This is a genomic window from Aquabacterium sp. A3, from assembly GCF_038069945.1.
In the GTDB taxonomy this organism is placed as follows: domain Bacteria; phylum Pseudomonadota; class Gammaproteobacteria; order Burkholderiales; family Burkholderiaceae_C; genus Aquabacterium.
Genome location: NZ_JBBPEV010000001.1, coordinates 1255880 through 1278204, shown reverse-complemented (window position 1 = coordinate 1278204; position 22325 = coordinate 1255880). Strand labels below are relative to the sequence as shown.

The 22325-nt window shown below is 60.9% G+C and carries 23 protein-coding genes; 15 read left to right on the top strand and 8 right to left on the bottom strand.

Features of this window, described 5'->3' with window-relative positions; translation table 11 throughout:
• The first annotated feature begins 62 nt into the window (after positions 1–62).
• Entirely contained in the window at positions 63–2192 is a 2130-nt protein-coding gene (locus WNB94_RS05625; protein ID WP_341388966.1) for a TonB-dependent receptor plug domain-containing protein, read from the top strand.
• Here WNB94_RS05625 and WNB94_RS05620 read toward each other — a convergent pair.
• On the bottom strand, positions 2164–3255 hold the full coding sequence (locus WNB94_RS05620) for a zinc-binding metallopeptidase family protein (RefSeq protein ID WP_341388965.1): 1092 nt from the start codon (positions 3253–3255) through the stop codon (positions 2164–2166). The genes WNB94_RS05625 and WNB94_RS05620 overlap by 29 nt on opposite strands.
• A gap of 96 nt (positions 3256–3351) precedes the next feature.
• Here WNB94_RS05620 and WNB94_RS05615 point away from each other — a divergent pair, with 96 nt between their 5' ends.
• From WNB94_RS05615 to WNB94_RS05595, 5 genes are all read left to right on the top strand, one after another.
• Positions 3352–3987, top strand: a complete 636-nt coding sequence (locus WNB94_RS05615) for a Spy/CpxP family protein refolding chaperone (protein WP_341388964.1) — start codon at positions 3352–3354, stop codon at positions 3985–3987.
• A gap of 47 nt (positions 3988–4034) precedes the next feature.
• Positions 4035–4751: a winged helix-turn-helix domain-containing protein gene (locus WNB94_RS05610; protein ID WP_341389957.1), complete on the top strand. Its 717-nt coding sequence runs from the start codon at positions 4035–4037 to the stop codon at positions 4749–4751.
• On the top strand, positions 4748–6157 hold the full coding sequence (locus tag WNB94_RS05605) for a sensor histidine kinase (protein ID WP_341388963.1): 1410 nt from the start codon (positions 4748–4750) through the stop codon (positions 6155–6157). Before WNB94_RS05610 ends, WNB94_RS05605 begins: the two co-directional genes overlap by 4 nt.
• Before the next feature lie 78 nt (positions 6158–6235).
• Positions 6236–6454, top strand: a complete 219-nt coding sequence (locus WNB94_RS05600) for an antitoxin MazE family protein (RefSeq protein ID WP_341388962.1) — start codon at positions 6236–6238, stop codon at positions 6452–6454.
• Positions 6451–6777 carry a type II toxin-antitoxin system PemK/MazF family toxin gene (locus WNB94_RS05595; protein ID WP_341388961.1) on the top strand — a complete coding sequence of 109 codons (327 nt, stop codon included), beginning with the start codon at positions 6451–6453 and terminating at the stop codon, positions 6775–6777. The genes WNB94_RS05600 and WNB94_RS05595 overlap by 4 nt, the downstream gene beginning before the upstream one ends.
• Before the next feature lie 68 nt (positions 6778–6845).
• Here WNB94_RS05595 and WNB94_RS05590 read toward each other — a convergent pair whose 3' ends face one another.
• On the bottom strand, positions 6846–7322 hold the full coding sequence (locus WNB94_RS05590; RefSeq protein ID WP_341388960.1) for an FxDxF family PEP-CTERM protein: 477 nt from the start codon (positions 7320–7322) through the stop codon (positions 6846–6848).
• 161 nt (positions 7323–7483) lie between these two features.
• Between WNB94_RS05590 and WNB94_RS05585 the strand changes: the two genes are divergently transcribed.
• The 4 genes from WNB94_RS05585 (at position 7484) to WNB94_RS05570 (ending at position 10184) form a co-directional block, all read left to right on the top strand.
• Positions 7484–8686 (top strand): nucleotide sugar dehydrogenase, encoded by a 1203-nt coding sequence (locus WNB94_RS05585; protein WP_341388959.1) that lies wholly within the window; start codon positions 7484–7486, stop codon positions 8684–8686.
• A gap of 133 nt (positions 8687–8819) precedes the next feature.
• A complete protein-coding gene (locus WNB94_RS05580; RefSeq protein ID WP_341388957.1) occupies positions 8820–9395 on the top strand; it encodes a PEP-CTERM sorting domain-containing protein in 576 nt (191 codons plus the stop codon).
• 34 nt (positions 9396–9429) lie between these two features.
• A complete protein-coding gene (locus tag WNB94_RS05575) occupies positions 9430–9729 on the top strand; it encodes a nucleotidyltransferase domain-containing protein (RefSeq protein ID WP_341388956.1) in 300 nt (99 codons plus the stop codon).
• On the top strand, positions 9726–10184 hold the full coding sequence (locus tag WNB94_RS05570) for a hypothetical protein (protein WP_341388954.1): 459 nt from the start codon (positions 9726–9728) through the stop codon (positions 10182–10184). The genes WNB94_RS05575 and WNB94_RS05570 overlap by 4 nt, the downstream gene beginning before the upstream one ends.
• A 38-nt stretch (positions 10185–10222) precedes the next feature.
• Here the strand turns inward: WNB94_RS05570 and WNB94_RS05565 are convergent, their stop codons facing one another.
• On the bottom strand, positions 10223–10582 hold the full coding sequence (locus WNB94_RS05565; RefSeq protein ID WP_341388952.1) for a Rossmann-fold NAD(P)-binding domain-containing protein: 360 nt from the start codon (positions 10580–10582) through the stop codon (positions 10223–10225).
• A gap of 176 nt (positions 10583–10758) precedes the next feature.
• Between WNB94_RS05565 and xrtB the strand changes: the two genes are divergently transcribed.
• Genes xrtB through WNB94_RS05540 form a run of 5 tightly spaced genes read left to right on the top strand, consistent with a single transcriptional unit; the run spans position 10759 to position 16039 of the window.
• Complete coding sequence (gene xrtB, locus WNB94_RS05560) at positions 10759–11670, top strand: exosortase B (RefSeq protein ID WP_341388950.1); 912 nt, start codon at positions 10759–10761, stop codon at positions 11668–11670.
• Positions 11671–11723: 53 nt separating this feature from the next.
• Positions 11724–13157: a chain length determinant protein EpsF gene (gene epsF, locus WNB94_RS05555; protein ID WP_341388948.1), complete on the top strand. Its 1434-nt coding sequence runs from the start codon at positions 11724–11726 to the stop codon at positions 13155–13157.
• Between the two features lie 13 nt (positions 13158–13170).
• Positions 13171–14064: a polysaccharide biosynthesis tyrosine autokinase gene (locus WNB94_RS05550; RefSeq protein ID WP_341388947.1), complete on the top strand. Its 894-nt coding sequence runs from the start codon at positions 13171–13173 to the stop codon at positions 14062–14064.
• Between the two features lie 57 nt (positions 14065–14121).
• Entirely contained in the window at positions 14122–15573 is a 1452-nt protein-coding gene (locus tag WNB94_RS05545; protein ID WP_341388945.1) for a phenylacetate--CoA ligase family protein, read from the top strand.
• Positions 15574–15580: 7 nt separating this feature from the next.
• Positions 15581–16039, top strand: a complete 459-nt coding sequence (locus tag WNB94_RS05540) for a serine O-acetyltransferase (RefSeq protein ID WP_341388944.1) — start codon at positions 15581–15583, stop codon at positions 16037–16039.
• A 9-nt stretch (positions 16040–16048) separates the two neighbouring features.
• On the opposite strand, the gene WNB94_RS05535 is transcribed toward WNB94_RS05540, so the two are convergent.
• The 5 genes from WNB94_RS05535 to WNB94_RS05515 all read right to left on the bottom strand — a co-directional run bounded on the left by WNB94_RS05535 (position 16049) and on the right by WNB94_RS05515 (position 22315).
• Complete coding sequence (locus WNB94_RS05535) at positions 16049–16573, bottom strand: acyltransferase (RefSeq protein ID WP_341388943.1); 525 nt, start codon at positions 16571–16573, stop codon at positions 16049–16051.
• Positions 16560–17978, bottom strand: coding sequence for a lipopolysaccharide biosynthesis protein (locus tag WNB94_RS05530; RefSeq protein WP_341388941.1), 1419 nt, complete (start codon positions 17976–17978; stop codon positions 16560–16562). The genes WNB94_RS05535 and WNB94_RS05530 overlap by 14 nt, the downstream gene beginning before the upstream one ends.
• A gap of 20 nt (positions 17979–17998) precedes the next feature.
• Positions 17999–19684 (bottom strand): heparinase II/III family protein, encoded by a 1686-nt coding sequence (locus tag WNB94_RS05525; protein ID WP_341388939.1) that lies wholly within the window; start codon positions 19682–19684, stop codon positions 17999–18001.
• A gap of 343 nt (positions 19685–20027) precedes the next feature.
• Complete coding sequence (locus tag WNB94_RS05520; protein WP_341388938.1) at positions 20028–21161, bottom strand: glycosyltransferase family 4 protein; 1134 nt, start codon at positions 21159–21161, stop codon at positions 20028–20030.
• Positions 21158–22315 (bottom strand): glycosyltransferase, encoded by a 1158-nt coding sequence (locus tag WNB94_RS05515; protein ID WP_341388937.1) that lies wholly within the window; start codon positions 22313–22315, stop codon positions 21158–21160. Before WNB94_RS05515 ends, WNB94_RS05520 begins: the two co-directional genes overlap by 4 nt.
• Positions 22316–22325 lie beyond the last annotated feature (10 nt).

The window sequence follows — 22325 nt, the reverse complement described above, 5'->3', positions numbered from 1 at the left end:
GCTGGTCAACTGTCCGGTTTGCCGACACAATGCGGCAGGTTTTCAACAGGTGGAACTGCCCCATGAGCGTGAAGTTGGCTCGAAGTTCTGTTCCCCGTGCTGCCCTGCGTGCCGCGCGCGCTGTGGTGTGCGCGTCGTGCATGGTCAATGCACAAGCCGCCCCCGCCTCTGATGCCGAAGACCTGGCCATGGCCTTTGGCGACCAGGCCTCTATCAGCCTGGCCACCGGCTCTTCATTGCCCCTGCGGCGCGCCCCGGCCGTGGCCTCGGTCATCACGGCCGAGCAAATCGCGGCCATGGGTGCCCGCGACCTCGACGACGTGCTTGAGGCCGTGCCCGGCCTGCATGTGTCTCGCGTGGCCCAGGGCTACAGCCCGCAGTACGTCGTGCGCGGCATCTACAGCGAGTTCAACCCCCAGACCCTGGTGCTGCAAAACGGTGTGCCCATCACCATGCTGTACGTGGGCAACCGCGGCAACGTCTGGGGCGGCTTCCCGCTGGAAAACGTCTCGCGCATTGAAATCATTCGCGGCCCAGGCTCGGCCCTGTACGGGGCCGACGCCTACGCAGGGGTCATCAACATCATCACCAAGGGCCCTGACGAGGTCAGCGGCACCACCGTGGGCGCGCGTGTGGGCTCGTTCAACACCACCGATGCGTGGCTGTTGCATGGTGCCACCCTGGGCGCCTTTGACGTCGTCACCCACCTGCGCTGGGGGGCCTCTGATGGGCACGACGGCACCATCACCAGCGACGCACAAACCGCGCTGGACCAATTGCAAGGCACCTCGGCCAGCTTGGCGCCAGGGTCGGTCAACACGGGCTATCAGGCCCTTGATGCCAGCGTTGAAGCCCGCCTGGACGACCTGCGCATGAGCCTCAGCTACCGACTGCGCGACAAGCTGCAGTCCGGTGCCGGGGCGGCCAGCGCCATTGACCCCCTTGGGCGCGGCCGCACCGAACGCTGGCTGGCCGACTTGAACTGGCGCCGCATCACACTCAGCCCCGACTGGCAGGCGGCCGTCAACCTCAGCTGGTTCAGCTACACCACCACCTACCCCCAACTGCTGCAGTTGTTGCCCCCTGGGGCCTTCAATGGCGCCTTTCCCGCCGGCATGCTGGGCTCGCCCAACACCTGGGAGCGCCAGATCCGTGGCTCGGTCGTCTTCACCTACAGCGGTTGGGCAGGGCACCAGATCCGACTGGGGCTGGGCCATGACGACCTCGACATGTACCGCACCCAGGAGTTCAAGAACTTCACCCAGGCCCCCAATGGCGCGGGTGTGCCGCTGCCGGGCGCCCAGGTCGTTGAAGTGCCCGTGGCCGATTCGTTCGTGGCGCCGCAGCGCCGTCGCGTCAGCTACGTCTACGTGCAAGACGAATGGAGCATCGCCCCTGACTGGCAGCTCACCGCCGGCCTGCGCCACGACCAGTACTCCGACTTTGGCGGCACCACCAACCCGCGACTGGCCCTGGTGTGGGACACCAGCCTCGACTTCACCACCAAGTTCCTCTTTGGCCGCGCATTCCGGGCGCCCTCGTTTTCTGAGCTCTACAGCGTCAACAACCCTGTCTTGCGCGGCAACCCCGACCTCAAGCCCGAGGTCATCACCACCTTCGAAACCGTCTTCACCTGGCAGGCGCGCGCCGACACCCAGTGGCAGCTCAGCCTGTTCAAGTACGACATGAAGGACATCATCCGCAGCACCGGGCTGCCGGCCATCCGTGCCAACTCAGGACGGCAAAGCGGCGAGGGCTTCGAGCTGGAGGCCCAGCACCGTCTGGCCCCCGATTGGCAGTTCACGGGCCATTACGCCTTTCAGCGCACCATCGACCGCAGCACCGGGCAGTCTGCCGGCTACGCCCCCCGACACCACCTCTATGGCCGCGTCGATTGGCTGGCCGACCACGGCTGGGCCGTGGGCCTGCAAGCCAACCGCGTGGCCGGACGCGAGCGGGCGGCGGGCGATGCCCGTGCGCCCGTGCCCGACTACACCACCGTGGACCTGAGCCTGCGCTCGCCGGCCAACACCCGCAGCGGCCAATGGACGCTGACCGTGCACAACCTCTTCGATGCCGACGTGCGCGAGCCCAGCTGGTACTCGCCCAGCAGCCTGGTGCCTGTGCTCATTGCCGATGACCTGCCCATGGCCGGGCGCAGCATCATGCTGCAGTGGCAGTACGCGCTCTGAGCATGGTCGAGTGCACCAGCGAGTGCACCAGCGTCAGCTTGTCCAGCACCGCGTTGGGCAGCACAAACGGGTACAGATCGCCCTGGCCCAGGCTGCGCCCCATGCTGTTCAAGAACATCGCCAGCGTCACCCACTGCTGAACCAGCTGCTGCCTGAAGTCCTGCATGCGTGTGGCCACCCGCGCAAAGTGCACGCCCTGCGTCGGGCTCGGGTCATCGGGCGTGGCCAGCATCACCGCTTGCCAGTGCGAGGCCGTGTCCAGCGCATCCACGATGTGCAGGTAATGCGCGAAGGTTTCGGCCCAATCCTCCCAGGGGTGTGAGGCGGCATAGCTGCTCACGTGGCGTTGGCTCCAGTCGGCGGGCGGGCCCTGCTCGTAGTGCCGCTTCAAGGCCTCACCGTAGTCTTGCCGCTCATCGCCAAACACCAGCCTGAAAACATCGTGCCAGCCCTGATCCCCCACGATCCGGTCCCAGTAAAAGTGGCCCACCTCGTGCCGCAGGTGGCCCAGCAGCGTGCGGTAAGGCTCACGCAGGCGCGTGCGGATGGCCTCGCGTTCGGCGTCATCGGCCTCGGCCACGTTCACCGTGATGCACCCTTGTGCGTGCCCCGTCATCACGGCAGGCCCCTGGGGGGGCGAGGCCTTGAAGTGAAACACCAGCCCGTCGGTGGGCCGCTCGCGCCGATCAGGCACCGGCAGCCCCAGGCTCCACAAGGTGTACAACAAACGCCGTTTGGCCGACTCCAGCGCGCGCCACTGCTGCAGATGGCGTCCGTCGTGCAAGGGCGGAATCACCGCCGTCAAGCGGCAACTGGCGCACAAGGCATGCGGCGAATCCGCCGGCACCGCCCAATTGCAGGCGCCATGCTTCACATCGTTGGCGCAAGGCCGCCAGGCCGTGCGGTCGTCGTCCAGCGTCCGCCACGGGCCCTGGTCGGTCACCTCAAAAGCCCGCATCATCAAGCGCTCGGCATCAAAAGCCAATCGCGCCCCGCACGCACCACACTGCGTGTTCTCAAAGAACACCGTCTGGCCGCACCGTTGGCATCGAAACGTCTGCATCTACCCATCCTTCACAGATCTTTACCCCCCCGCCACGCCCACTTAACCCCCTGGGGTCAGCATGAAGTCATTGCAACCTCACGCCAGGAGCCCATCATGCACACGCCCTTCACCACCACGCTCAAAGCCCGCCTGTCGGTTGCCGCTGCGGCCGTGGTCATGGTCACCTCTCAGGCCTGGGCCCAAGCCCCCGCCGCGCCAGCCTCGGCCCCGGCTGCCAACGATGCACCCTATGGCGCGCCCCAGGCCGCACCCGCCCAGCGTCCAGATCACCAGCGCGGCCAGCAGCCTCGCGCAGAGCACCACGGCAAGCGCATGCACCCCATGCCCGGCCTCATGCCCTTCATGATGGCAGGCCCGCACGCAGAGCGCCACACCGAGCGCCTGCTCAAGCGCATCAAGGCCACCGATGAACAACGCCAGGCCATCCACCAGGCCATGCGCACGGCCCGCGAGCAACAGCGTCCCCTGATGGCAGAAGGCCGCACCCTGCACCAAGACGCCATGGCCCTTTGGGCGCAGCCCGACATCACCCCCGAGGCCGTCGACCAGCTGCGCATGCGCATGAACGCCCACCACCAGCGCATGACCGAGGCCAACAGCGCCCTGTTCCTGGCCGTGGCCCGCGTGCTCACGCCCGAGCAGCGCGTGCAGATCGCCAAAAGCTTTCAGGAACGTCGAGACGAGCGCCGAGATGAGCGCCGCGAACAGCGCCAAGAACAGCGCCGCTGATCCCATTACCTGGCCATAACACCCCGGAGCGCGCGACAATCATGGACATGACCGAGCACATCCTCCTCATCGATGACGACCTGCGTCTGAGCACCATGGTGGCCGACTACCTCAAGGGGCACGGCTACCAGATCGCCACCGCGCCCAGCCTGGGCGCCGGACGCGAAGCCCTGGCCCGCCAGAACTTCGACGCCCTGGTGCTCGACCTCATGCTGCCCGATGGCGATGGCCTCGACCTGTGCAAAGAGTTGCGCGCCTCACCCCGCACCCGCAGCCTGCCCCTGCTCATGCTCAGCGCCCGGGGCGAGCCCACCGACCGCATCGTGGGGCTGGAGGTGGGGGCCGACGATTACCTGCCCAAACCCTTCGAGCCCCGCGAACTGCTGGCCCGCGTGCGCGCGCTGCTGCGCCGCACCGGCGCCCAATCGGCCGACAGCGACCTGTGGCGCTATGGCCGGCTGGAGATCGACGGTGGCCTGCGCCAGGTGCGCCTGGACGGCAAGCCCTGCGACCTCACCTCCTACCAGTTCGATCTGCTGACCGTGCTGGCGCGCCACCCCGGCCGCGTGCTCTCGCGCGACCAGATCATGGACGCCCTCAAAGGCCACCCCCTGGAGGCCTTTGACCGCTCCATCGACGTGCACATCTCGCGCATCCGTGCCGCCATCGAAGATGACCCGAAAGAACCCCGCCGCATCCTCACCGTGCGTGGCGTGGGCTACGTCTTTGCCAAAAAACAGGATGCTGACGCCGAAGCGGCATGAAAACCCTGGCGCTGCGCATCTACCTCACCGTTGTGGCGGTGCTGCTGGTCTTCGCCCTCGTGTCGGGCTGGCTGGCGCAGCACAACATCGAGCACGAGCGCGCACAAACCCAATCCATCGCCGCCTGGAACGAGCGCGCCGCCGCCTGGGCCGAACTCATTGAAAACAGCCTGCCGCCGCTGGAATCGCCCCGCGACATGCAGGCCCTCGTCTTTCTGGACTGGGCCGATCGCCTGCGCATTCCCATGGCGCTGGACGACCCCGCCGGCCAGCGCATCGCCACCTCGCAACTGCTGATCGAGCGCCTGCAGCGCCGCCCCGAGCTCATCGAGCGCATGCAGACCACCCGCCTGTCTGACGGGCGCACCCTCTGGGTGCTGCGTCCCCCCTTCAGCCGCCTGCGCAGCGCCCCTGATGCCGACGGCCCCCCGCCCGACGCCTCAGGCCCCAGCATGCGGCCACCCAACATGCCCCCGGCGCCGCCCCGCATCGAGCCCTGGCTGGGCCCCTTGAGCTGGCTCATGCCCCCCTGGCTGGCCCAGGGCCTGCCCGCCTTCCTGCTGTCGCTCATCTTGCTGTTCATGGCCGTGGCCGTGGGCGCCTGGCCCGTGGTCAACCGGCTCACCCGCCGCCTCAAGGCCCTGCGCCGTGGCGTGCAGGTCTTTGGTGCGGGCGATCTGGCCCACCGCGTGGCCGTTGAAGGCGCCGACGAGGTCGCCGCCCTGGCCCACAGCTTCAACGAAGCCGCCCAGCAGGTGCAAGACCTCGTCACCGCCAACCGCAGCCTGCTGGCCAACGCCAGCCACGAACTGCGCTCGCCCCTGGCCCGCCTCAAGATGGCCGTCTCCCTCATGGACGAGCTGCCCCCCGAGCGCATCAGCCAGATGAAGGCCGAGATCAACCAGGACATCCGCGAGCTCGACGCCCTCGTGGAAGAAGTGCTGCTGGCCAGCCGCCTGGACGTGCGCACCGACCTGCAGCGCAGCAGCGTCGACCTCATGGGCCTGGTCACCGAAGAGGCCCAGCGCGTGGGCGCCCAGGTTGACATCCAGCCCGATGCGCAACTGCAAAACGTGCAGGGCGACGAACGCCTGCTGCGCCGCGCCGTGCGCAACCTGCTGGAAAACGCCCGCCGCTACGGTGGCCCTGATGTGCTGCTGGAGCTGTCCATCAGCCGGGGCCAGGTGCTCATCGCCGTCAACGACCGCGGCCCTGGCGTGCCCCCCGACCAGCGCGAACGCATCTTCGAGCCCTTCTACCGCATGCCCGGCCACGCCGAACACGCCGGTGGGGTGGGCCTGGGCCTCAGCCTGGTGCGCCAGATTGCCCAGCGCCATGGCGGCCAGGTCATCTGCGGTGCCCGCGAGGGTGGCGGCAGCCGGTTCATGATCACCTTGCCGCTGTGAGTGCTTCCTGCTCAGCCAGCCCCTGTTGCATGTAACAGCCGAAAGGCCCAGAATGTTGCATGTAACAGGAGGCCTGACATGGCGCACGTCAATTCAAGAGTCCAAAAGCACCGCGAAGCGCTTCGCATGGCGGGCCTGAGGCCAGTGCAAATCTGGGTGCCAGACACCCGGCGGCCCCATTTCACTGAAGAATGCCAGCGGCAGTCCCGGCTGATTGCACAGGCTGATCAGGCCGACGACAGTCTCTCTGCTTTGATGGATGAGGCCCTGGCCGACCTGGACGGCTGGACAGAATGAGGCGAGGCGATTTCGTCACCATCGCCATGCAAGGCGACTTTGGCAAACCCAGACCAGCCTTGGTGATCCAGACGGACCATTTCAACCAGCACCCCAGCGTGACCGTCTTGCCCGTGACGGGCACCCTGGTGGCGGCCCCTTTGTTGCGGATCACCGTTCAGGCCGACGAGGCCAGCGGCCTGACAAAAACGTCGCAAGTGATGGTGGACAAGGCCATCACCGTCAAGCGAGACAAAGTTGGCCCCCCGATCGGCAGGATCAGTGCCGACGCGCTGCTGGAGGTTGAGCGGTGTCTGGCTGTGTTTTTGGGCATCACCAAGTAAAAAAGGCGCCCGAGGCGCCTTTTTGCATTGCACAGGTTGCAAGAGGCCCGAAGGCCCCCGCAGCCAGATCAGTGAACCTTCTTACGGCGTGCAGCCACCAAGCCCACCACGCCCAGGCCGGCCAGGGCCAGCGCGTAGGTTTCGGCTTCGGGCACGGCGGTCACCGAGCCGGTGAAGCCACCAAAGCTGAAGGGCGACGACGATGCGGCCGTGAAGGTCAGGGTGTAGTCGCCAGCACCCAGGTTGCCGAAGCTGAACATGCCGCTGTCAGGCAGGGGGGCAAACACCGAGATGTTCGAAGCGCCGCCGGTCAGCATGATCGAGGTCATGGTGATGTCGCCACCGCCAAACAGCTCACCGACGATGCCGGTGCCGCTCAGCAGCGAAAACGTGTACTCGGTCGACAGACCGTTGAACACCGCAAAACCGCCCACCGTGGCGCCCACCGGGTCGGTGCCCAGGTCGGTCGGCAGTGAGGGCAGGGCGTGGGCGCTGCCCAGGGCCAGGGCGGCTGCGGCGGCCACCATCAATTGACGAACTTGCATGAGATTCCCCTCTGGTTGAGGCAAGGTTTCGGTTGATGTGTAATTTGCCACAACCCAGAATGCCTACGACCCCCTGACCGAGGGGATTACAGTTGCTGACACATGCGTCTGATATTCTCAACAGCAGTCACTTCAAACGCATGTCAGGCAGCACCCGCACCATGAGCACACTACAGGCCTCCAGCACCCCCATCCACACCAAGATCGCCGTTTTTGGCCTGGGCTACGTGGGCATGTCCATGGCCGTCTTGCTGGCCAAACACAACCAGGTGGTTGCGGTAGACCTCATGCAGGCGCGGGTAGACCAGGTCAACAACAAGGTCTCGCCCATCGAAGACCCCGACATCACCCAGGCCCTGCAAACCCAGACGCTCAACCTGGTGGCCACCACCGATGGCGTGGCCGCGCTCCAGGGCGCCGAATACGTCGTCATCGCCACCCCCACCGACTACGACGTCGACACCAACCGCTTCAACACCCGCAGCGTCGAGGCCGTCATCCAGCTGGCCCTGCAGCACGCGCCTGACGCCGTGCTGGTCATCAAGTCCACCATCCCTGTGGGCTACGTGGAAGACGCCCGCCAGCGCCTGGGCACCCACAACCTCATCTTCTCGCCCGAGTTTTTGCGCGAAGGCCGTGCCCTGCACGACAACCTCTACCCCAGCCGCATCGTGGTGGGCGAGCAATCGCCCCGCGCCGAGCGTTTTGCCGCGCTGCTCAAACAGGCCGCCCTCAAGCAAGACGTGCAGGTGCTGCTCACGGGCCCCTCAGAGGCCGAGGCCATCAAGCTCTTTGCCAACACCTACCTGGCCATGCGCGTGGCCTACTTCAACGAGCTGGACACCTACGCCCAAACCCACGGCATGGACACCCGCCAGATCATCGAAGGCGTCAGCCTCGATCCGCGCATCGGCCAGCACTACAACAACCCCAGCTTCGGCTACGGCGGCTACTGCCTGCCCAAAGACACCAAACAGCTGCTGGCCAACTACCACGAGGTGCCGCAAAACCTCATCAGCGCCATCGTCACCTCCAACACCACCCGCAAAGACTTTGTGGCCGACAGCATCCTGGCCCGCAAGCCCAAGGTGGTGGGCGTCTACCGCCTCATCATGAAGGCCGGCAGCGACAACTTCCGCGCCAGCTCCATCCAGGGCGTCATGAAGCGCATCAAGGCCAAAGGTGTCGAGGTCATCCTGTATGAGCCCGTGCTGACTGAAGACACCTTCTACAACTCCGAGGTGGTGCGCAGCCTTGAAGACTTCAAGGCCCGCGCCGACGTGATCGTGGCCAACCGCATGGGCCCTGAGCTGGCCGACGTGGCCAGCAAGGTCTACTCGCGGGATCTGTTCGGGCAGGACTGATCTTCGCGCGTGACGCATTCACGCTTTACACGCTGAGCCATGCGGCCCACCCCAAGCGGGGGATGGCCTTACAGGCGACAAACCCAGGACACTACGGGCATCAAATACGACAAATTGCCCGAAAGGTTCCCTCATGTTGCTCAAAAAGTCCCTCATCGGCGTTGCTCTGGCTTGCACCGCGCTCAGCTCGCACGCCTTTTTCAGCTCCACCACCGATCTGGGCACCCTCAGCCCCACCCCCACCGGCGCCTTCACGTTTGCCGGCGTCGGCGTGCTGGGCATCAACCTGCTGGGCAACAGTTTCGTGTTTGACCTCAGTGCCGGCTCCGACGTTTATCTGGACGTCTACACCCTGGCCGGCGTCACCCTGGGCGGCGCGTTCGAGCTGTCCACCGCAGGCGGCCAAGAGATCTCGTCACAACTGCTGGCCAGCGGCACCAACCTGGGCCTGATCAACGCCGACGTGCTGGGCTATGCCGGCGTGGGCCTGCTCAGCCACCGCCGCATCACGTTTGACGACGTGGCCGCCGGCAACAACTACAAGGTCACCTTCGACCCCGGCCTGGCCTCGGTCAGCGTGTTCAACAAGGTCAAGTTCAGCGCCGCCGCGCCCGTGCCCGCCATCCCTGAGCCCGGCACCTGGGCCCTGATGGGCCTGGGCCTGTGCGGCATCGCCGCCGTGTCCATGAAGCGCCGCCGCGCGGCCTGATCCGCCGCCCGCTGCGCGCGGTAAAGTATCGGGCATGCGACTGCTGCCTGAACACATCGCCCTGATCAAGCGCGTCAGCGCCGACATCCTCGGTGCCGACGCCAGCGTGCGACTGTTTGGCTCTCGGGTGGACGATCAAGCCCGCGGTGGCGACATTGATCTCTACATCGAAACCCCGCACCCGCTTGACAACCGCGCGGTGACCGCCGCGCGCGTGGCCGCCACCCTTGAGCGCCGACTGGGCGGACGGCGTGTGGATGTGGTGCTGGTCGACCCCGTCACGCCGCCCCAGGCCGTGCATGCGGTGGCGCGTGCCAGTGGGGTGGTGTTGTGATCAACCCCAAACTGCAGTTCTTGCTTGAAACCGTGGCCCTGGAGCGCGAGCACCTGGCCCACACCAACACGCGCCTGTTTGCCCAAGCCATGACCGCCCAACGCGCGGCCACACTGCGCACCGACCCAGACCTGGCCGAGCGGGTAGACGCCTTTGTGGCGCGCTTCGGGCGCCTGCAAGACACCCTGGGCGACAAGGTCTTGCCCGAGTTGCTCAAAACCTTGGCCGAACCGGTGGGCCCAGCCATCGACAACCTCGGCAAAGCCGAGCGTTTTGGGTGGCTGCCATCGGTAGACCAGTGGCTGCTGGTGCGCCAACTGCGCAACCGCATGATCCACGAATACGTTCGCGACCCCCAAGAACTGGCCCAAGCCCTGCAAACCGCCCACGAGGCCGTGCCGCTGCTGGACACCGTGGCCGACCACCTGGCCCAAGCCGCCGCGGCGCGCGCCTGAAGCTTCGCAACTCGCTGAAGCAGCGCCGGCATCACAACTCAGGCGTAATACGCCCTGTACCACTCCACAAACCGCCCAATGCCTGAGGCCAGATCGGTGTGGGGCGACACGCCCGTCCAGGCCTGCAGGGCGCTCACGTCGGCAAAGGTGGCGGGCACATCGCCCGGCGCCATGGGCTGAAAATCCAGCTGCGCGGTCACGCCCAGGGCGGCTTCCAGCGTGCGGATGAAGTCCATCAGCTGCACCGGCTCGCTGTGGCCGATGTTGAACACCCGGTAGGGCGCCCACGAGGTGGATGACTGCGGCGCCTGCTTGTCAAACGCCTCATTGGGCAGGGCAGGGCGGCGCAGCGTGGCCACCACGCCGTCCCGTTTCGTTCTGATACCACGATGGTGCATGCACCCCACATGTGGGCCCAGACACCCCTTTGAAGGTACACAAGTGTCACGTAGCACCGATACACTGCGTGATGCCTTTGGAGGATCACCTGTATCGGGGGGGCGGAGGAACCCTTGTATCCGTTTCATCTCTGAGCTGAGGTAGGAACCATTCTTGCAACTGCCCACATCACCACATGAGCACTCAAACCTCAAACCTGCTAGCCACTCCTGACGGGGTCAATAAGCGCCCGGGATCTCCCAGCGTGGTTGAGCTGGTTCTTTTGTTGCTGGGCTTTTTGGTTCTTTACGGCCAAACCTACGTCGTGCTCGACAAGACGATCTGGAGCATCGTGGGGCAAGGGCACGGGCCGATCATGGTGGCGCTGTCGTTGTGGTTGGCGTGGATCAGGCGGGAGGCGTTGATTGCTTTGCCTAACGCGGTCGCGCCCGTAGGCGCATCTGTGGTCTTGCTGGTCGGTGCTGCCTTTTATGTCGTCGGCAAGTCGCAAGGCATCCTCGCGTTTGAGGTGTTTTCTCAGATTTTCGTTCTGGCTACTGCTTTGCTCATTTACCGGGGCTGGGCAGGGGTTCGCCTCATGTGGTTCCCCCTGGCTTTCATGCTTTTGGTTGTTCCGCTGCCAGGTGCCGTCGTTGTTGCCATCACCGGGCCCCTGAAGAGCTTTGTATCCGTTGCTGCCGAATGGTTGATGTATCACGCTGGTTATCCGATCGGCCGTACTGGAGTCACGTTGGTCATCGGCCCATACAAGCTCTTGGTGGCTGACGCCTGCGCAGGGCTGAACTCAATCTTTGCGCTGGAAGCCATCGGCGTTTTTTACATGAGTGTGGTCGGGCACACCAACAAGTGGCGAAACATACTGCTTGCGCTCTTGATCTTGCCAATTTCATTTGTGTCCAACGTGATCAGAGTGATCGTGTTGGTGATGGTGACATATTACTTTGGTGATGAAGCAGGGCAGGGCTTCATTCATGGCTTTGCCGGCATTCTTTTGTTCATGGTGGCGACAGCGCTGACCATTGGTGCAGATAGTATCTTGGGCCTTTTCTTTAAAAAGGAAAGCCAAGAGGTCATGGGTGGTAAATGAGGTTGATGTCGGTTGCGTCATTGTGATCGCCAAAAAAGCCGAGAGATAAAAATATGTCGATTAATCAAATCCTCGCAATATTTAAGGCCAGATGGCTTTTGTTCGCCGCCATCTTGGGGGTGACTGTGGTCGCTGCAGCGGTGGTTACCGTTCTTCTGCCAAAACAATACACCGCTTCGGCATCGGTCGTGATTGACCTCAAAAGCCCAGACCCTGTTGCTGGCATGATGATGCCAGGCATGCTGGCGCCCAGCTACATGGCAACCCAGGTCGATATCATCCAAAGCGAACGGGTTGCACGCAAAGTCATTGCCGGCTTGAGACTGGCAGAAAACCCAGATACCAAAATTGCTTGGGAAGAAGCCACCGAGGGGCGCGGCACCGTTGAAGACTGGCTCACCACGCTACTGCTTGAGAAGCTTGAAGTTTCTCCTTCGCGAGAGTCTAATGTTTTGCGCCTTTCCTATGCGGCCGCTGATCCTAGGTTTGCGGCTGTCATCGCAAACGCGTTTGTGCAGGCTTACATTCAAACGGTCTTGGAGTTGCGTACAGAGCCCGCATCGCAATTCAACGCCATGTTTGAAAATCAAGCGCAACAAGCCCAAGTGCGCCTTGAGAAAGCCAAAAAGGCGTTGGCAGACTATCAACGAGCCACCGGAATCATATCCATTGATGAACGGATGGACGTTGAGAACGCCCGTTTGGCCGAGTTGTCCTCTCAATTGGTGGGCATGCAGTCCATTGCGGCTGAGTCTCGCTATCGCGCAGGCCAAGCCAGCAACAATGCCGAGCGTGCTCCAGAGGTGGTGAACAATGCGCTCGTTGCCGGTCTTCGCGCAGACAAAGCCAGACAAGAGTCCAAATTGCAAGAGCTGCAAGCGCGTTTTGGTGAAGCACATCCTTTGGTGGTTGAAACCAAAGCATCCATCGCAGAATTGACTCGCCGTATTGGCCTTGAAACCAACCGAGTTGCCCAGAGCATGGGCGTGAACAGTTCGATCAATCAGGCCAGAGAGGCGCAGATCCGCGAGGCGCTTGCAAATCAAAGGCAAAAAATTCTGGACCTCAAAGACAAGCGAGCCGAGATGGATTCTCTCCTCAGAGAAGTTGACTCTGCGCAGCGTGCCATCGACGGATTGCAAAGCCGTTTGAATCAGACCGATCTTGAGCGCCAGGCCACCCGCACCAATGTTTCTGTCTTGAAGTCGGCATCGGAGCCCATCGAGCCTTCCTCGCCAAAAACCATATTGAATATTTTCCTTGCTATTTTTGTGGGCGGGGCGATGGGCTTGCTGGTGATTTTTGGTCTGGAGTTCGTGAACAGAAAACTTCGAACAGAAAACGATCTGGACGGCTTGGTGGACCTGCCGTTCTTGGGGGTCATGCCAGACGCCAAGAATTTGGGCAATTTGCCTCGCCCTGTGTCTCCGGTTGGGCAACTTTTGTCCCTGGGCAGTCAGCCTCGGCTGACCTCTTCGAAAGCTTGAGAGCACGTGTCACATGTCTGAAAACCCTCAAAACATCATCGCTCCTGTGGCTCCGCAATCTGTTGGCAATCGAAGTATTGGCGAGTTGATACGCGAAGCCAAGAATTTGACGCCCGAGCAGATGGATTCTGTGCTCAAGTATCAGGCGGAGCATGGCATCCGGTTTGGTGACGCGGCCGTGGCCCTGGGCTTTGTGAAAAGAGACGATGTCCTGTGGGCCTTGTCCAGGCAATTTCATTATCCATACAGTGCTGGCGGTGATTCCGCCTCCACTGCAAATCCAGAACTGGTGGTTGCCAACAGCCCCTTCAGCGATGAGGCTGAGGCATTTCGAAATTTCCGAAGCCAACTGATCAGTTCTGTTTTTAATCCTGGGGCTCCCAAGAAGGCGCTGGCGGTGGTCAGCCCTTCTTCTGGTGAAGGAAAAAGTTTTTTCTGCGCCAACCTTGCGGTTGTGTTCAGTCAACTGGGTGGGCGTACCCTGCTTGTGGATGCGGACATGCGAACGCCGCGTCAACACGAAATCTTCGGGGTTGAGGGCAACAATGTGGGCTTGAGCAGCGTGCTTGCGGGGCGCTGCGAGACAAACGTGATTCGCCCGATCGAAGAGCTTCCCAGCCTTTACGTGCTGCCTGTGGGCGCCACGCCTCCCAATCCGCTTGAGCTTGCGCAGCGCCCAGCTTTTGCGTTGCTGGTGATGGAGTTGCTGCAAAAGTTTGATTACGTGATCGTGGATACGCCTGCGGCGGCGCATGGCGCAGATGCCAGGGTCATTTCGGCTGTTTGTGGTGCAGCCATGGTGGTTGGCAGACGTCATCACACGTCAGTGAGTGCGCTGAAGGCACTCGCTGACAATTTGAAGAAAGCCAACATCACCAATGCTGGCATCGTCTTGAACGACCATTGAGTGCCCTCTGGGCGCCATCAGCATTACCCCAGCGTCCAGTCACCATGCCCACTCAGAATGGACGACCAGCTGCATCGCTTGCTTGGGCTGTACATGCAAGCCCCTCAATGGATCAAATCATCCATTGGATGGGCGTATGCACGCATCCCACCCACCGTGCGATTTGGTGCAGCTTATCGCAGCTATCAAGACGCGTTTGCGCGCCAGCCCACCGAGGCTGAGCTGCAGCGCTGCCTAACCCACACCCTGCTGACCGCTGTGCAGCATGTACCGGGTTATCGGCACCTACAGCACCTGGCGCCGCTGATTCAAAACCAGCCGCGCGAGGCGCTCAGGCACTTCCCGCTGCGCGACAAGACCGACTACAAAGGCCGGCTGGACGACTACACCTCCAGCATCAGTCGCCCAGCCCAGCGCCTTAAAACATTCACCGGCGGCTCTACCTCGGTGCCCATGGTGTTTTTCCTGGAAAAGGGGCGCACGCGTGCGCGCGAATGGGCGGCCTTTGAGGCCCTGTCGCGCCAGGTTGATGTGGATGACGGCAAGTCCACCATATTGGCGTTGCGCGGACGCTCCACCGGGCCGCAATTGTGGATGCACGAACCCATCAAGCGCCACCTGGCCGTCAGTTGCGACCACCTGGTGCCTGAACACCTGCCCGCGTATGCCGACATCCTGAGCCGCTGGCGTCCGCGCTACATCCACGCTTACGCGTCGGCACTGTATCCGCTGCTGTTGTGGCTGTCGGCCAACCAGCGCATGGAGGTGCTCAGCCAGGTGCGCGGCGTGTTGCTCACCTCAGAATCCATCCAGCCGGTGCACCTGGAGGCGTTTCGTAAACTCTTGCCCTGCCCGGTGGTGGCCCACTATGGTCACAGCGAGCGGGTGCTGTTTGCCCACACCGATGATCTGGGTCGTTATCACTTCTGGCCCCGGTATGGCTACTTTGAGCTGGTAGACGAGCACGGGCAACCCATCACCCAGGCCGGGCAACTGGGTGAAATCGTTGGCACCAGCTACGACAACGAGGTCATGCCCTTCATCCGCTATCGCACTGGCGACATGGCCATGCTGGCCGAGCCACTGAGTGGTGCCTTGAGCGATGTGCCAGTGTGCGCCCCCATCCATGGACGCAAGCAAGAGTTTGTGGTGTGCCACGACAAGCGTCTGATCAGCATCACCACACTGGGCGCCGCCCACTTTGCGCCGCTGGAACGGTGCTTGCGTATCCAGTACGAACAACACCAGCCCGGCCACCTCATCTTGCACGCGGTGCCCGGCCCCCAGGGTCTCAACGCCCAAGACATCGAACAGATCGAGGCCGCCGTGAAGCAAAAAACCGAAGGTGGGTGTCGTGTGGATGTGCACTTGACGGACCAGGTCAGCCTGACCCGCATTGGCAAACAGCGTCTGCTGTTGCAACACATCGATCTGACACCGTACCTGGGGGCCTCGATTCAGAACACCGCACAAATCAGTGAAGAGGCCCAGCCCCTACACACACCCTGAGCCCCCAATGAGCAGATTGCTGTATCTCATCCACGCGTTCATTTACACACTTCATCAATGCCGAATTCCGGTGTTGCCTGGTTTGCTGAACAAGCTGCTGATTCGCATACCCTTTGGATGTCAAATTGGCTCAGGCACCAAGTTGGGCAAAGGAACATGTCTCGCCTATGGTGGATTGGGCGTGGTGATCCATGACCGCGCAGTGATCGGGGCCCGCTGCTACATTGGCAGTGGCGTCACCATTGGCGGCACATCAGGTAAAAAAGAAGTGCCCGTCATAGAAGACGATGTGATCATTTACGCAGGCGCGAAAATCATCGGCCCCGTGGTGATTGGGCGCGGGAGTGTGGTAGGCGCCAATGCTGTGGTGACACGGAGCATCCCCGCGAAATGTGTGGCTGCAGGCATACCTGCCAGAATAATAAAAGAAAACATCAAAATCAACGACTACAAGACAGGTGAATAATGCTTTAAATTATTCTCCTTCGGAGAAGTGTGCAATTAAATACTTTCTTTTTTCGCGCGGCGACAAATTCTTTGTGCCCAGAGATTTCTCAAGCGAAGAAATCTTGTATTCATCGATTCTCCGAATAATCTTCGCTGGCACACCTGCAACCACCGAGTTGCTAGGCACTGACTTGGTCACCACAGAGCCGGCGCCGATAATGCAGTTGTCGCCAACAACAACACCAGGCATTAAAATCGCATTAAAACCTATGAAAACATTATCTCCGATCACGATCTTCCCAAAAACATCAACCTCTGGATTTTGATCGCGCAAAACCCAAACCCCGCCATCGTGAGTAATGAATCTAACCCCGCTGGTGATCTCGACATGATCGCCAATTTCCACAAGATACGGCTCGCTACCCAACAACTCCGAAGGCCTTGTCTTTATAAGCGTCCTCTTGCCGACCTTTGCACCAAGATGCCGACAGAATTCGGCATCATTCCCCCTAAATAAAATCTTTCGATAAATAAGCTCTTTAATTAAATTCATGACCAAGGCCTTTCATGTAGCGCTTCGCGAGAATAAAACCAACACCAGAAGCAAGAGCAGCCACCAGAACCATCGCATAAACCACATTGACGCCAAAGCGATCTAGAGCATATCTGGAAGCGGCAACCAATGCCAGCGACAACAAGGCCAACGAGCCTGTTTTTAACCAAGGCTGAACTGCATAAATTGAAATGCCAACTCTTTTGGCAATTTGTTTTGCGAGTAATATGCGTTCTACATATGTGGCCAATACGCTACCCAGCGCAGCCCCTGGAAGGCCGAAAAATTTAGCGCCCAGATAACTCACGGTCACAGAAAGCGCCAACAAGGGAAAATTCACCTTAGAAAGATAGGCGCCTTCTTTCAACATGACGACAAGTGCATTCATATCGATCATTTGCAAAAGCCAAAGCACCACAAAAACCCTGAGCACATTGGCAGCATCCAAGTACTGAGTTGTGTAGACCCAGCCTACCAACACATCAGCATAGACAGCTACAACCGCCAGCATGGGGCCCATGAAAGCACTGACCACCAAGTTGCCCTGTTGGTTTGTTTTGAGCATGGCTTGCAGGTCACCGCGTCCTTGAGATCGGCTCATACTAGGCATCAGTACAAGGCCTACTGATTTGCGCGCCATCACCATCACGGGTGCCAACGTCGCAGCAATCGAAAATGCGGCAAACTGCAATGGCGAGAACAATGCGGCCACAAGCCATTGCTCGCTCTGGCGCCTTAGGCCAAATAAAACAGTGCCAAAACCCAAGGGCCAAGCATGGCCCAAATGTTCTGTCAGCCGTGCTTTCTGCCAATCATGGTGCCGATGATAGCGCGCCACGTAAAACGCCATCAAAGCCAGCTTAAGCAGCACGAATGCGCATAACACATACAAGATGGCTTCCAGTGTTTGCCAATGCCACGCAGCAAACACTAACGCTGCAGACCTAACCACTGCCAAACCTATGGACAAGGCCATCTGCCACCGCACACGCTCATCTGCAGTAGGCAATTGGTCCAGCAGCATCCCCACCACCCATGCCACGGTGAAGCTCACCAGCCACGGTCCATGGGCAGCAAACAAACCGGTTTCGCCGGGCAGATGTTGTCGCAACAACCACGCGGCCCCCACCATCAGCAAGGCCATCATCAGCAGGTGCACCAGCGTTTGCGTGATGTACTGCAACTTCGCTTTGGACTCGGCCTTGGGCAGGTAGTAAAACAGGCTCACGATCATGCCCAGGGGTGCGATGGCAGCCACCGTACCCGCCAACAGCCACACCCAACGGTAGGCGGCGAACACATCGGCCTCCAATACGCGCACCAGCACCACGGGCGTGAGTAACTGCAGCCCAAACTCAACGATCTGGGTGGCCCCCACCCCTGCCATCTTGCGTCCAACCGACACGGATTTGTCCTTGTGAATAATCAACGACCAGAGATGGCCACTTGCCCACGCGCTATATCAATGTTCGCGCGGGCACTTTTACCTTGCAATGTGAGGCCCTGCTCGGTGAATGTGACTTGCCAGGCTGATGAGCAGCTGCCCCGAGTCAGAAGAGCCACATGCGTCAACTGGCGCACAGGCTTTACGCTCAGCACCCGTTGATGGCGGGGCAAGGGCCATGCCAGCTTATCCGCCCACCGTGGCGCAGGCGGCGCGACATCGGGCTGAAGGTCCCACCGTACACCGCCTTGGCGGCTTAGGCTGTTCATGCACGCGCCAGCCCCCGCCAAGTGGCTCACCACCGACCTACCATCCGAGCTCAATCGCCCCGCTGCGGCGGTGTGAAAGTTCAACTCCCAGCGGTGCGGCTGCAGCGCCTTGACGTCATCGACAATGGCCACGGTGTCATTGTCCAGCCGGAGCACCCATCGCCAGTAACGGGTCAATAGGCCGCCATAAGCAGCCGTTGCATCAGCCCACACCCAGCCCACACCACCTTGATGACCATGACCACGCACTTGCCCAGTGGCCTGCGCATTCCCGCCACGGGCATCGTCCTGGGTTTGGCCTTTGCCACCGTCATAGGTCAAGGTGTTGTGGGCCACAGTGCGGCGTGTCCACCCCAGGTGGTGGGGGGATCCGTACTGGTCATAAACACCGCTGGGCAGAAGCCAGGGCTGACCGTCTACATACAGCAGCACACCATTCTGGTCCGCGTGTGCATGTGATTGAGCCCCGTACGGACTGCCGCGCAAGTAGGCGACCAGGCCCTGGTCTGGGTGTGCCCCATCACGCAAGCTGGCCATGCCGACTGATTCGAACACCCGCACGGGCTGCAACACAGGTGGCGTCGCCACGGCGTTGGCCTTGATGATCGGTGCAGTCAATAGCTCCAGACGGCTTTCATCGGCACCATGGAACGTCGAAGCGAAAGCCACCAGTGCCGGATCGCCGCGGCGGGCCGCATATGCGCGGATCATCCTGGCTCTGGCCTCGGTGATGTCTCGCTCTGCGGCATCGCCATATTTGGACCCTGGCTCACTTGGCCGCATGAAGTAGGCGGCGAAATCACCAAAGGCTCGTACGCCGGGCGCGGTTTGCACTGGGTCTACGCCGGTGGCGCGCCGAAAATGATCCCAAGGCTGAATGAAGGACAGCACATCCCAAGTGCCATATGCCGTGCCGTTGGCAAAACCGCCATCATCGCCACCCCAGGGCCAGGGCTGACTCAAAAAGTGGTCCAACACCTCGGTACATGCCGCTTGCTGCGCGGGTGCCCGTACAGCCAACACCAAGCTGGCAACGGCAAGAGAGGGCAAAATTTCGGTACGGTGAGATTCCAGCTTCACCCGCAAGCCGCGCGGCCCAGTGACCACATGCAGGGTCAGATCATTGTGCAGCTTCTGCGCAGCGGCCAGGGCGCGCTGCAACTCACCAACTGGCCAGCGTGATACAGGCACCCAATCAATGGCCATGATCAACGCACCGAGGGCGTGAGTGGCCGCCAGGTCCGCCCGATCAACCGACGGCTGGTTGCGCCCAAACCAGGCCGCGACTTGCAGGGCCTGCTGCAGCCATTGGTCATCTCCACTGAGCCGCCACAACCATAAAGACTCGTGTGCAACCTGGGCCAGGCGGCTGGCCGCTACGTGCAAGTGCTTTTCCATCTGTACGGCATTGGCGGAACCGCGGGCCGCCAATTCAGGCTTCAACTGCAGGCCATTGTCATCCCATAATTTACGGGCTCGGCGCGTAAGCTTGCGCTGGAGCCCTTCATATGCCCGTGCTCGGGGCTGTCCGGGGCGCATCGCCGCACGCAAGCTGGAGAGTTCTTCAGCTGTAGGCGACGTTAGGGGCACACTCGCCGTACCGCGCCCAGCTTCGCACAAAGCGCGAGCTTGCTGCGGTGCAGGCCACGGCACTGCGTAGGCCGCGCAAGCCATGCCGCCGCTGACTGCCGCCCACAAGACCATGCGCATGGCTGTCTGCCAAGTAACGCGGAGCGCGACATCAACGTGACGGACACACCTGGTGGATGACACGTTCATATTCGTCCATGGCGGCCGAGGGCGAGCGGTGGGCCTGGTAATAAGCATCCACCAGCGCTGAGCGTTCTTGCCAATAGGCCCCACGTTGAGCAAGATCGTTGACCAACTTCACCATGTGATCTAGGTTGTCCGCCACCAAGTCAACTGCCTGACCATTTAAAAATGAACGCGAGTTCCAGAAGGCCACGGTGGGAATCTTGCGCGCCCAGGCTTGCAGATAGGTGTTGGGGAAGCCTTCATCGACCGCTGTGTTGACGAACACACTGGCGCGGTTGAACAAGGCATCGGCCGCGTCGTAAGGCTGAAACCCTTCGAAAATCAGATTGGGCACCGATACAGCCATTTCTTTGGCTTTTTCAAATTGGCGCTGCCCGTCTTCGCTTGGCAAGGCGCCGCCCACCATTCTGAAGGTGAGGTGCGGCAATCGCCTGGCAACTTCAATGAACAACTCAGGTCGCTTGATCTGACGCATCATGGAGCACCACAACACCTCAGGCCCAGTTAGCGCAGATAAAGGGTTCGGCGGAACGTAAAAGCTGGGAATCAAAGAGGGTTGTCGTTGGTAATGCCTCTGAGCGGTTTCAACCTGGTGTTGATTCTGCACAACCCAGGCATTCGCTCTCTGCAGGCCCCACTGAAACATGACCCGATCACGACGACTGTAAAGACGCTCTTTACCTGGTGTGAAGTCAGTATCTGCAGCGCCGGCGTAGATCATTCCACATCGAAACCTGCGGGCGTGGAAAGCAACCAGCCCAGTGATCATGGCGGCATTGCGTTGGTAGTAAACGTCTGCATCCGCCCGGGCAAGTGCACCAAGAATGCCGGTCATTCGCGGGTGAAAAAATCTGAGACCGCGCAGTCCAGATTGCTCGTTGAAAAGAATATGGTGGGTGATCCCGTCAATTTTCTGCCCGTCGCGCTGACCAAAGTCCAAGCTGGCCACGTGCACGTCGTAACCTCGCTCAACCAGCGCTCTCGCTATGAACGTTTGCTGTACCTCGGCGCCACCCATGCGCCCAGCGACTCCTTCGTTGCCAGACAAAACAGGATAAAGGTTGGGCGCCACGAAACAGATTCTGATGCGCCGCTTCATTTTGGTGGGACCTTTTTTGCCGCATATTGCTGAAAAACTGCGAGCATGCGCTGCGCAGAAATATCTACGGTGGCCTCGCGCTCCACAAAAGCACGCTGCTCCGCAGAAATGGCATCGTGGTTGGCCCAAGCATTTTGCACACGCTGAGCCAAAGACTGAGCATCCCGCTCCGGGGAAACCTGCCATTTAAAAGGCAGGATGTGCGTGATATCCGAGTAGGCGGTAGACACCACTGGCGTACCTGCCGCCATTGCCTCAAGTACTACATTGGGAAAGCCTTCATGTACCGACGTGGACAAAAGCACATCGGCCGCAGCAATCAGCTTGATTGCATCATCCCTTTTGCCTGTGAACACAACTGACGCAGTCAAGCCCTGGCTTTTAACGAAATCAAATACTTCCTGTTTGTACTGCGCCTCTTCGCTGGCCGCCTTGCTGCGGTAGTGCCCGAAACCTGTCGGGGCATCACCCACGAACATGAAACGCCAGCTGACATCTGAGCGTTGCAAAGCTGCGCACACCTTCAAGGCCAGCATGTGGTCCTTGCTGCGGCGGATGGTGCCCACCACCACCACTACCTTGAAATCACCTTCACCAAACAGATCCCGCCTCAATGTCTGCTTCTCATCCGCATTTGGTGAAAAATTCTGCACCTTGGCTACGTCAATACCGTTCCACACCACATGAGTTCTCGACTCGTGAATCCCAAAAAGTCGTTGTGCGAACGCACGTCCCGCATGGGTGTTGGCCACCACGGCGTTGGCCAGCACCCGGGTGGGGTAATGGGCAAGCGCTTGGTTTCGGTTCAATTCATAACCATCGTTCCGCTCGCCATTGATTATGGGGATGCCTGTGCCAACCCCTGCAAGACGGGTATAAAAGTTGGCGTCAAATAAAAACCCTTTGACTACGTCCGGCCGCCACTTCTGTATAAACCGACGAAGGCGCATGACCTCTCTAATGTCAAAGGGGCTGGACTTGTGGCCTTGCTCTACATGAACTTCTGGCGGCAAGTCAGAAACCCGGTCAGTCTCAGGGGTGAGCAAGTACAGCGCTACTTGGTGCCCCATTCGGACAAAGGCATGACACAGGTAAATGATCTGCGTTTCAGCGCCGCCGTGGCGCAATCCACTATTGACGATCAATATCTTCACAAAACAACAC

What these genes read in the sequence shown, in the direction of transcription:
- WNB94_RS05625 (WP_341388966.1), top strand. Translation starts at nt 63, where the DNA reads ATGAGCGTGAAGTTGGCTCGAAGTTCTGTTCCCCGTGCTGCCCTGCGT.
- WNB94_RS05620 (WP_341388965.1), bottom strand. Translation starts at nt 3,255, where the DNA reads ATGCAGACGTTTCGATGCCAACGGTGCGGCCAGACGGTGTTCTTTGAG.
- WNB94_RS05615 (WP_341388964.1), top strand. Translation starts at nt 3,352, where the DNA reads ATGCACACGCCCTTCACCACCACGCTCAAAGCCCGCCTGTCGGTTGCC.
- WNB94_RS05610 (WP_341389957.1), top strand. Translation starts at nt 4,035, where the DNA reads ATGACCGAGCACATCCTCCTCATCGATGACGACCTGCGTCTGAGCACC.
- WNB94_RS05605 (WP_341388963.1), top strand. Translation starts at nt 4,748, where the DNA reads ATGAAAACCCTGGCGCTGCGCATCTACCTCACCGTTGTGGCGGTGCTG.
- WNB94_RS05600 (WP_341388962.1), top strand. Translation starts at nt 6,236, where the DNA reads ATGGCGCACGTCAATTCAAGAGTCCAAAAGCACCGCGAAGCGCTTCGC.
- WNB94_RS05595 (WP_341388961.1), top strand. Translation starts at nt 6,451, where the DNA reads ATGAGGCGAGGCGATTTCGTCACCATCGCCATGCAAGGCGACTTTGGC.
- WNB94_RS05590 (WP_341388960.1), bottom strand. Translation starts at nt 7,322, where the DNA reads ATGCAAGTTCGTCAATTGATGGTGGCCGCCGCAGCCGCCCTGGCCCTG.
- WNB94_RS05585 (WP_341388959.1), top strand. Translation starts at nt 7,484, where the DNA reads ATGAGCACACTACAGGCCTCCAGCACCCCCATCCACACCAAGATCGCC.
- WNB94_RS05580 (WP_341388957.1), top strand. Translation starts at nt 8,820, where the DNA reads ATGTTGCTCAAAAAGTCCCTCATCGGCGTTGCTCTGGCTTGCACCGCG.
- WNB94_RS05575 (WP_341388956.1), top strand. Translation starts at nt 9,430, where the DNA reads ATGCGACTGCTGCCTGAACACATCGCCCTGATCAAGCGCGTCAGCGCC.
- WNB94_RS05565 (WP_341388952.1), bottom strand. Translation starts at nt 10,582, where the DNA reads ATGCACCATCGTGGTATCAGAACGAAACGGGACGGCGTGGTGGCCACG.
- xrtB (WP_341388950.1), top strand. Translation starts at nt 10,759, where the DNA reads ATGAGCACTCAAACCTCAAACCTGCTAGCCACTCCTGACGGGGTCAAT.
- epsF (WP_341388948.1), top strand. Translation starts at nt 11,724, where the DNA reads ATGTCGATTAATCAAATCCTCGCAATATTTAAGGCCAGATGGCTTTTG.
- WNB94_RS05550 (WP_341388947.1), top strand. Translation starts at nt 13,171, where the DNA reads ATGTCTGAAAACCCTCAAAACATCATCGCTCCTGTGGCTCCGCAATCT.
- WNB94_RS05545 (WP_341388945.1), top strand. Translation starts at nt 14,122, where the DNA reads ATGGACGACCAGCTGCATCGCTTGCTTGGGCTGTACATGCAAGCCCCT.
- WNB94_RS05540 (WP_341388944.1), top strand. Translation starts at nt 15,581, where the DNA reads ATGAGCAGATTGCTGTATCTCATCCACGCGTTCATTTACACACTTCAT.
- WNB94_RS05535 (WP_341388943.1), bottom strand. Translation starts at nt 16,573, where the DNA reads ATGAATTTAATTAAAGAGCTTATTTATCGAAAGATTTTATTTAGGGGG.
- WNB94_RS05525 (WP_341388939.1), bottom strand. Translation starts at nt 19,684, where the DNA reads ATGGAAAAGCACTTGCACGTAGCGGCCAGCCGCCTGGCCCAGGTTGCA.
- WNB94_RS05520 (WP_341388938.1), bottom strand. Translation starts at nt 21,161, where the DNA reads ATGAAGCGGCGCATCAGAATCTGTTTCGTGGCGCCCAACCTTTATCCT.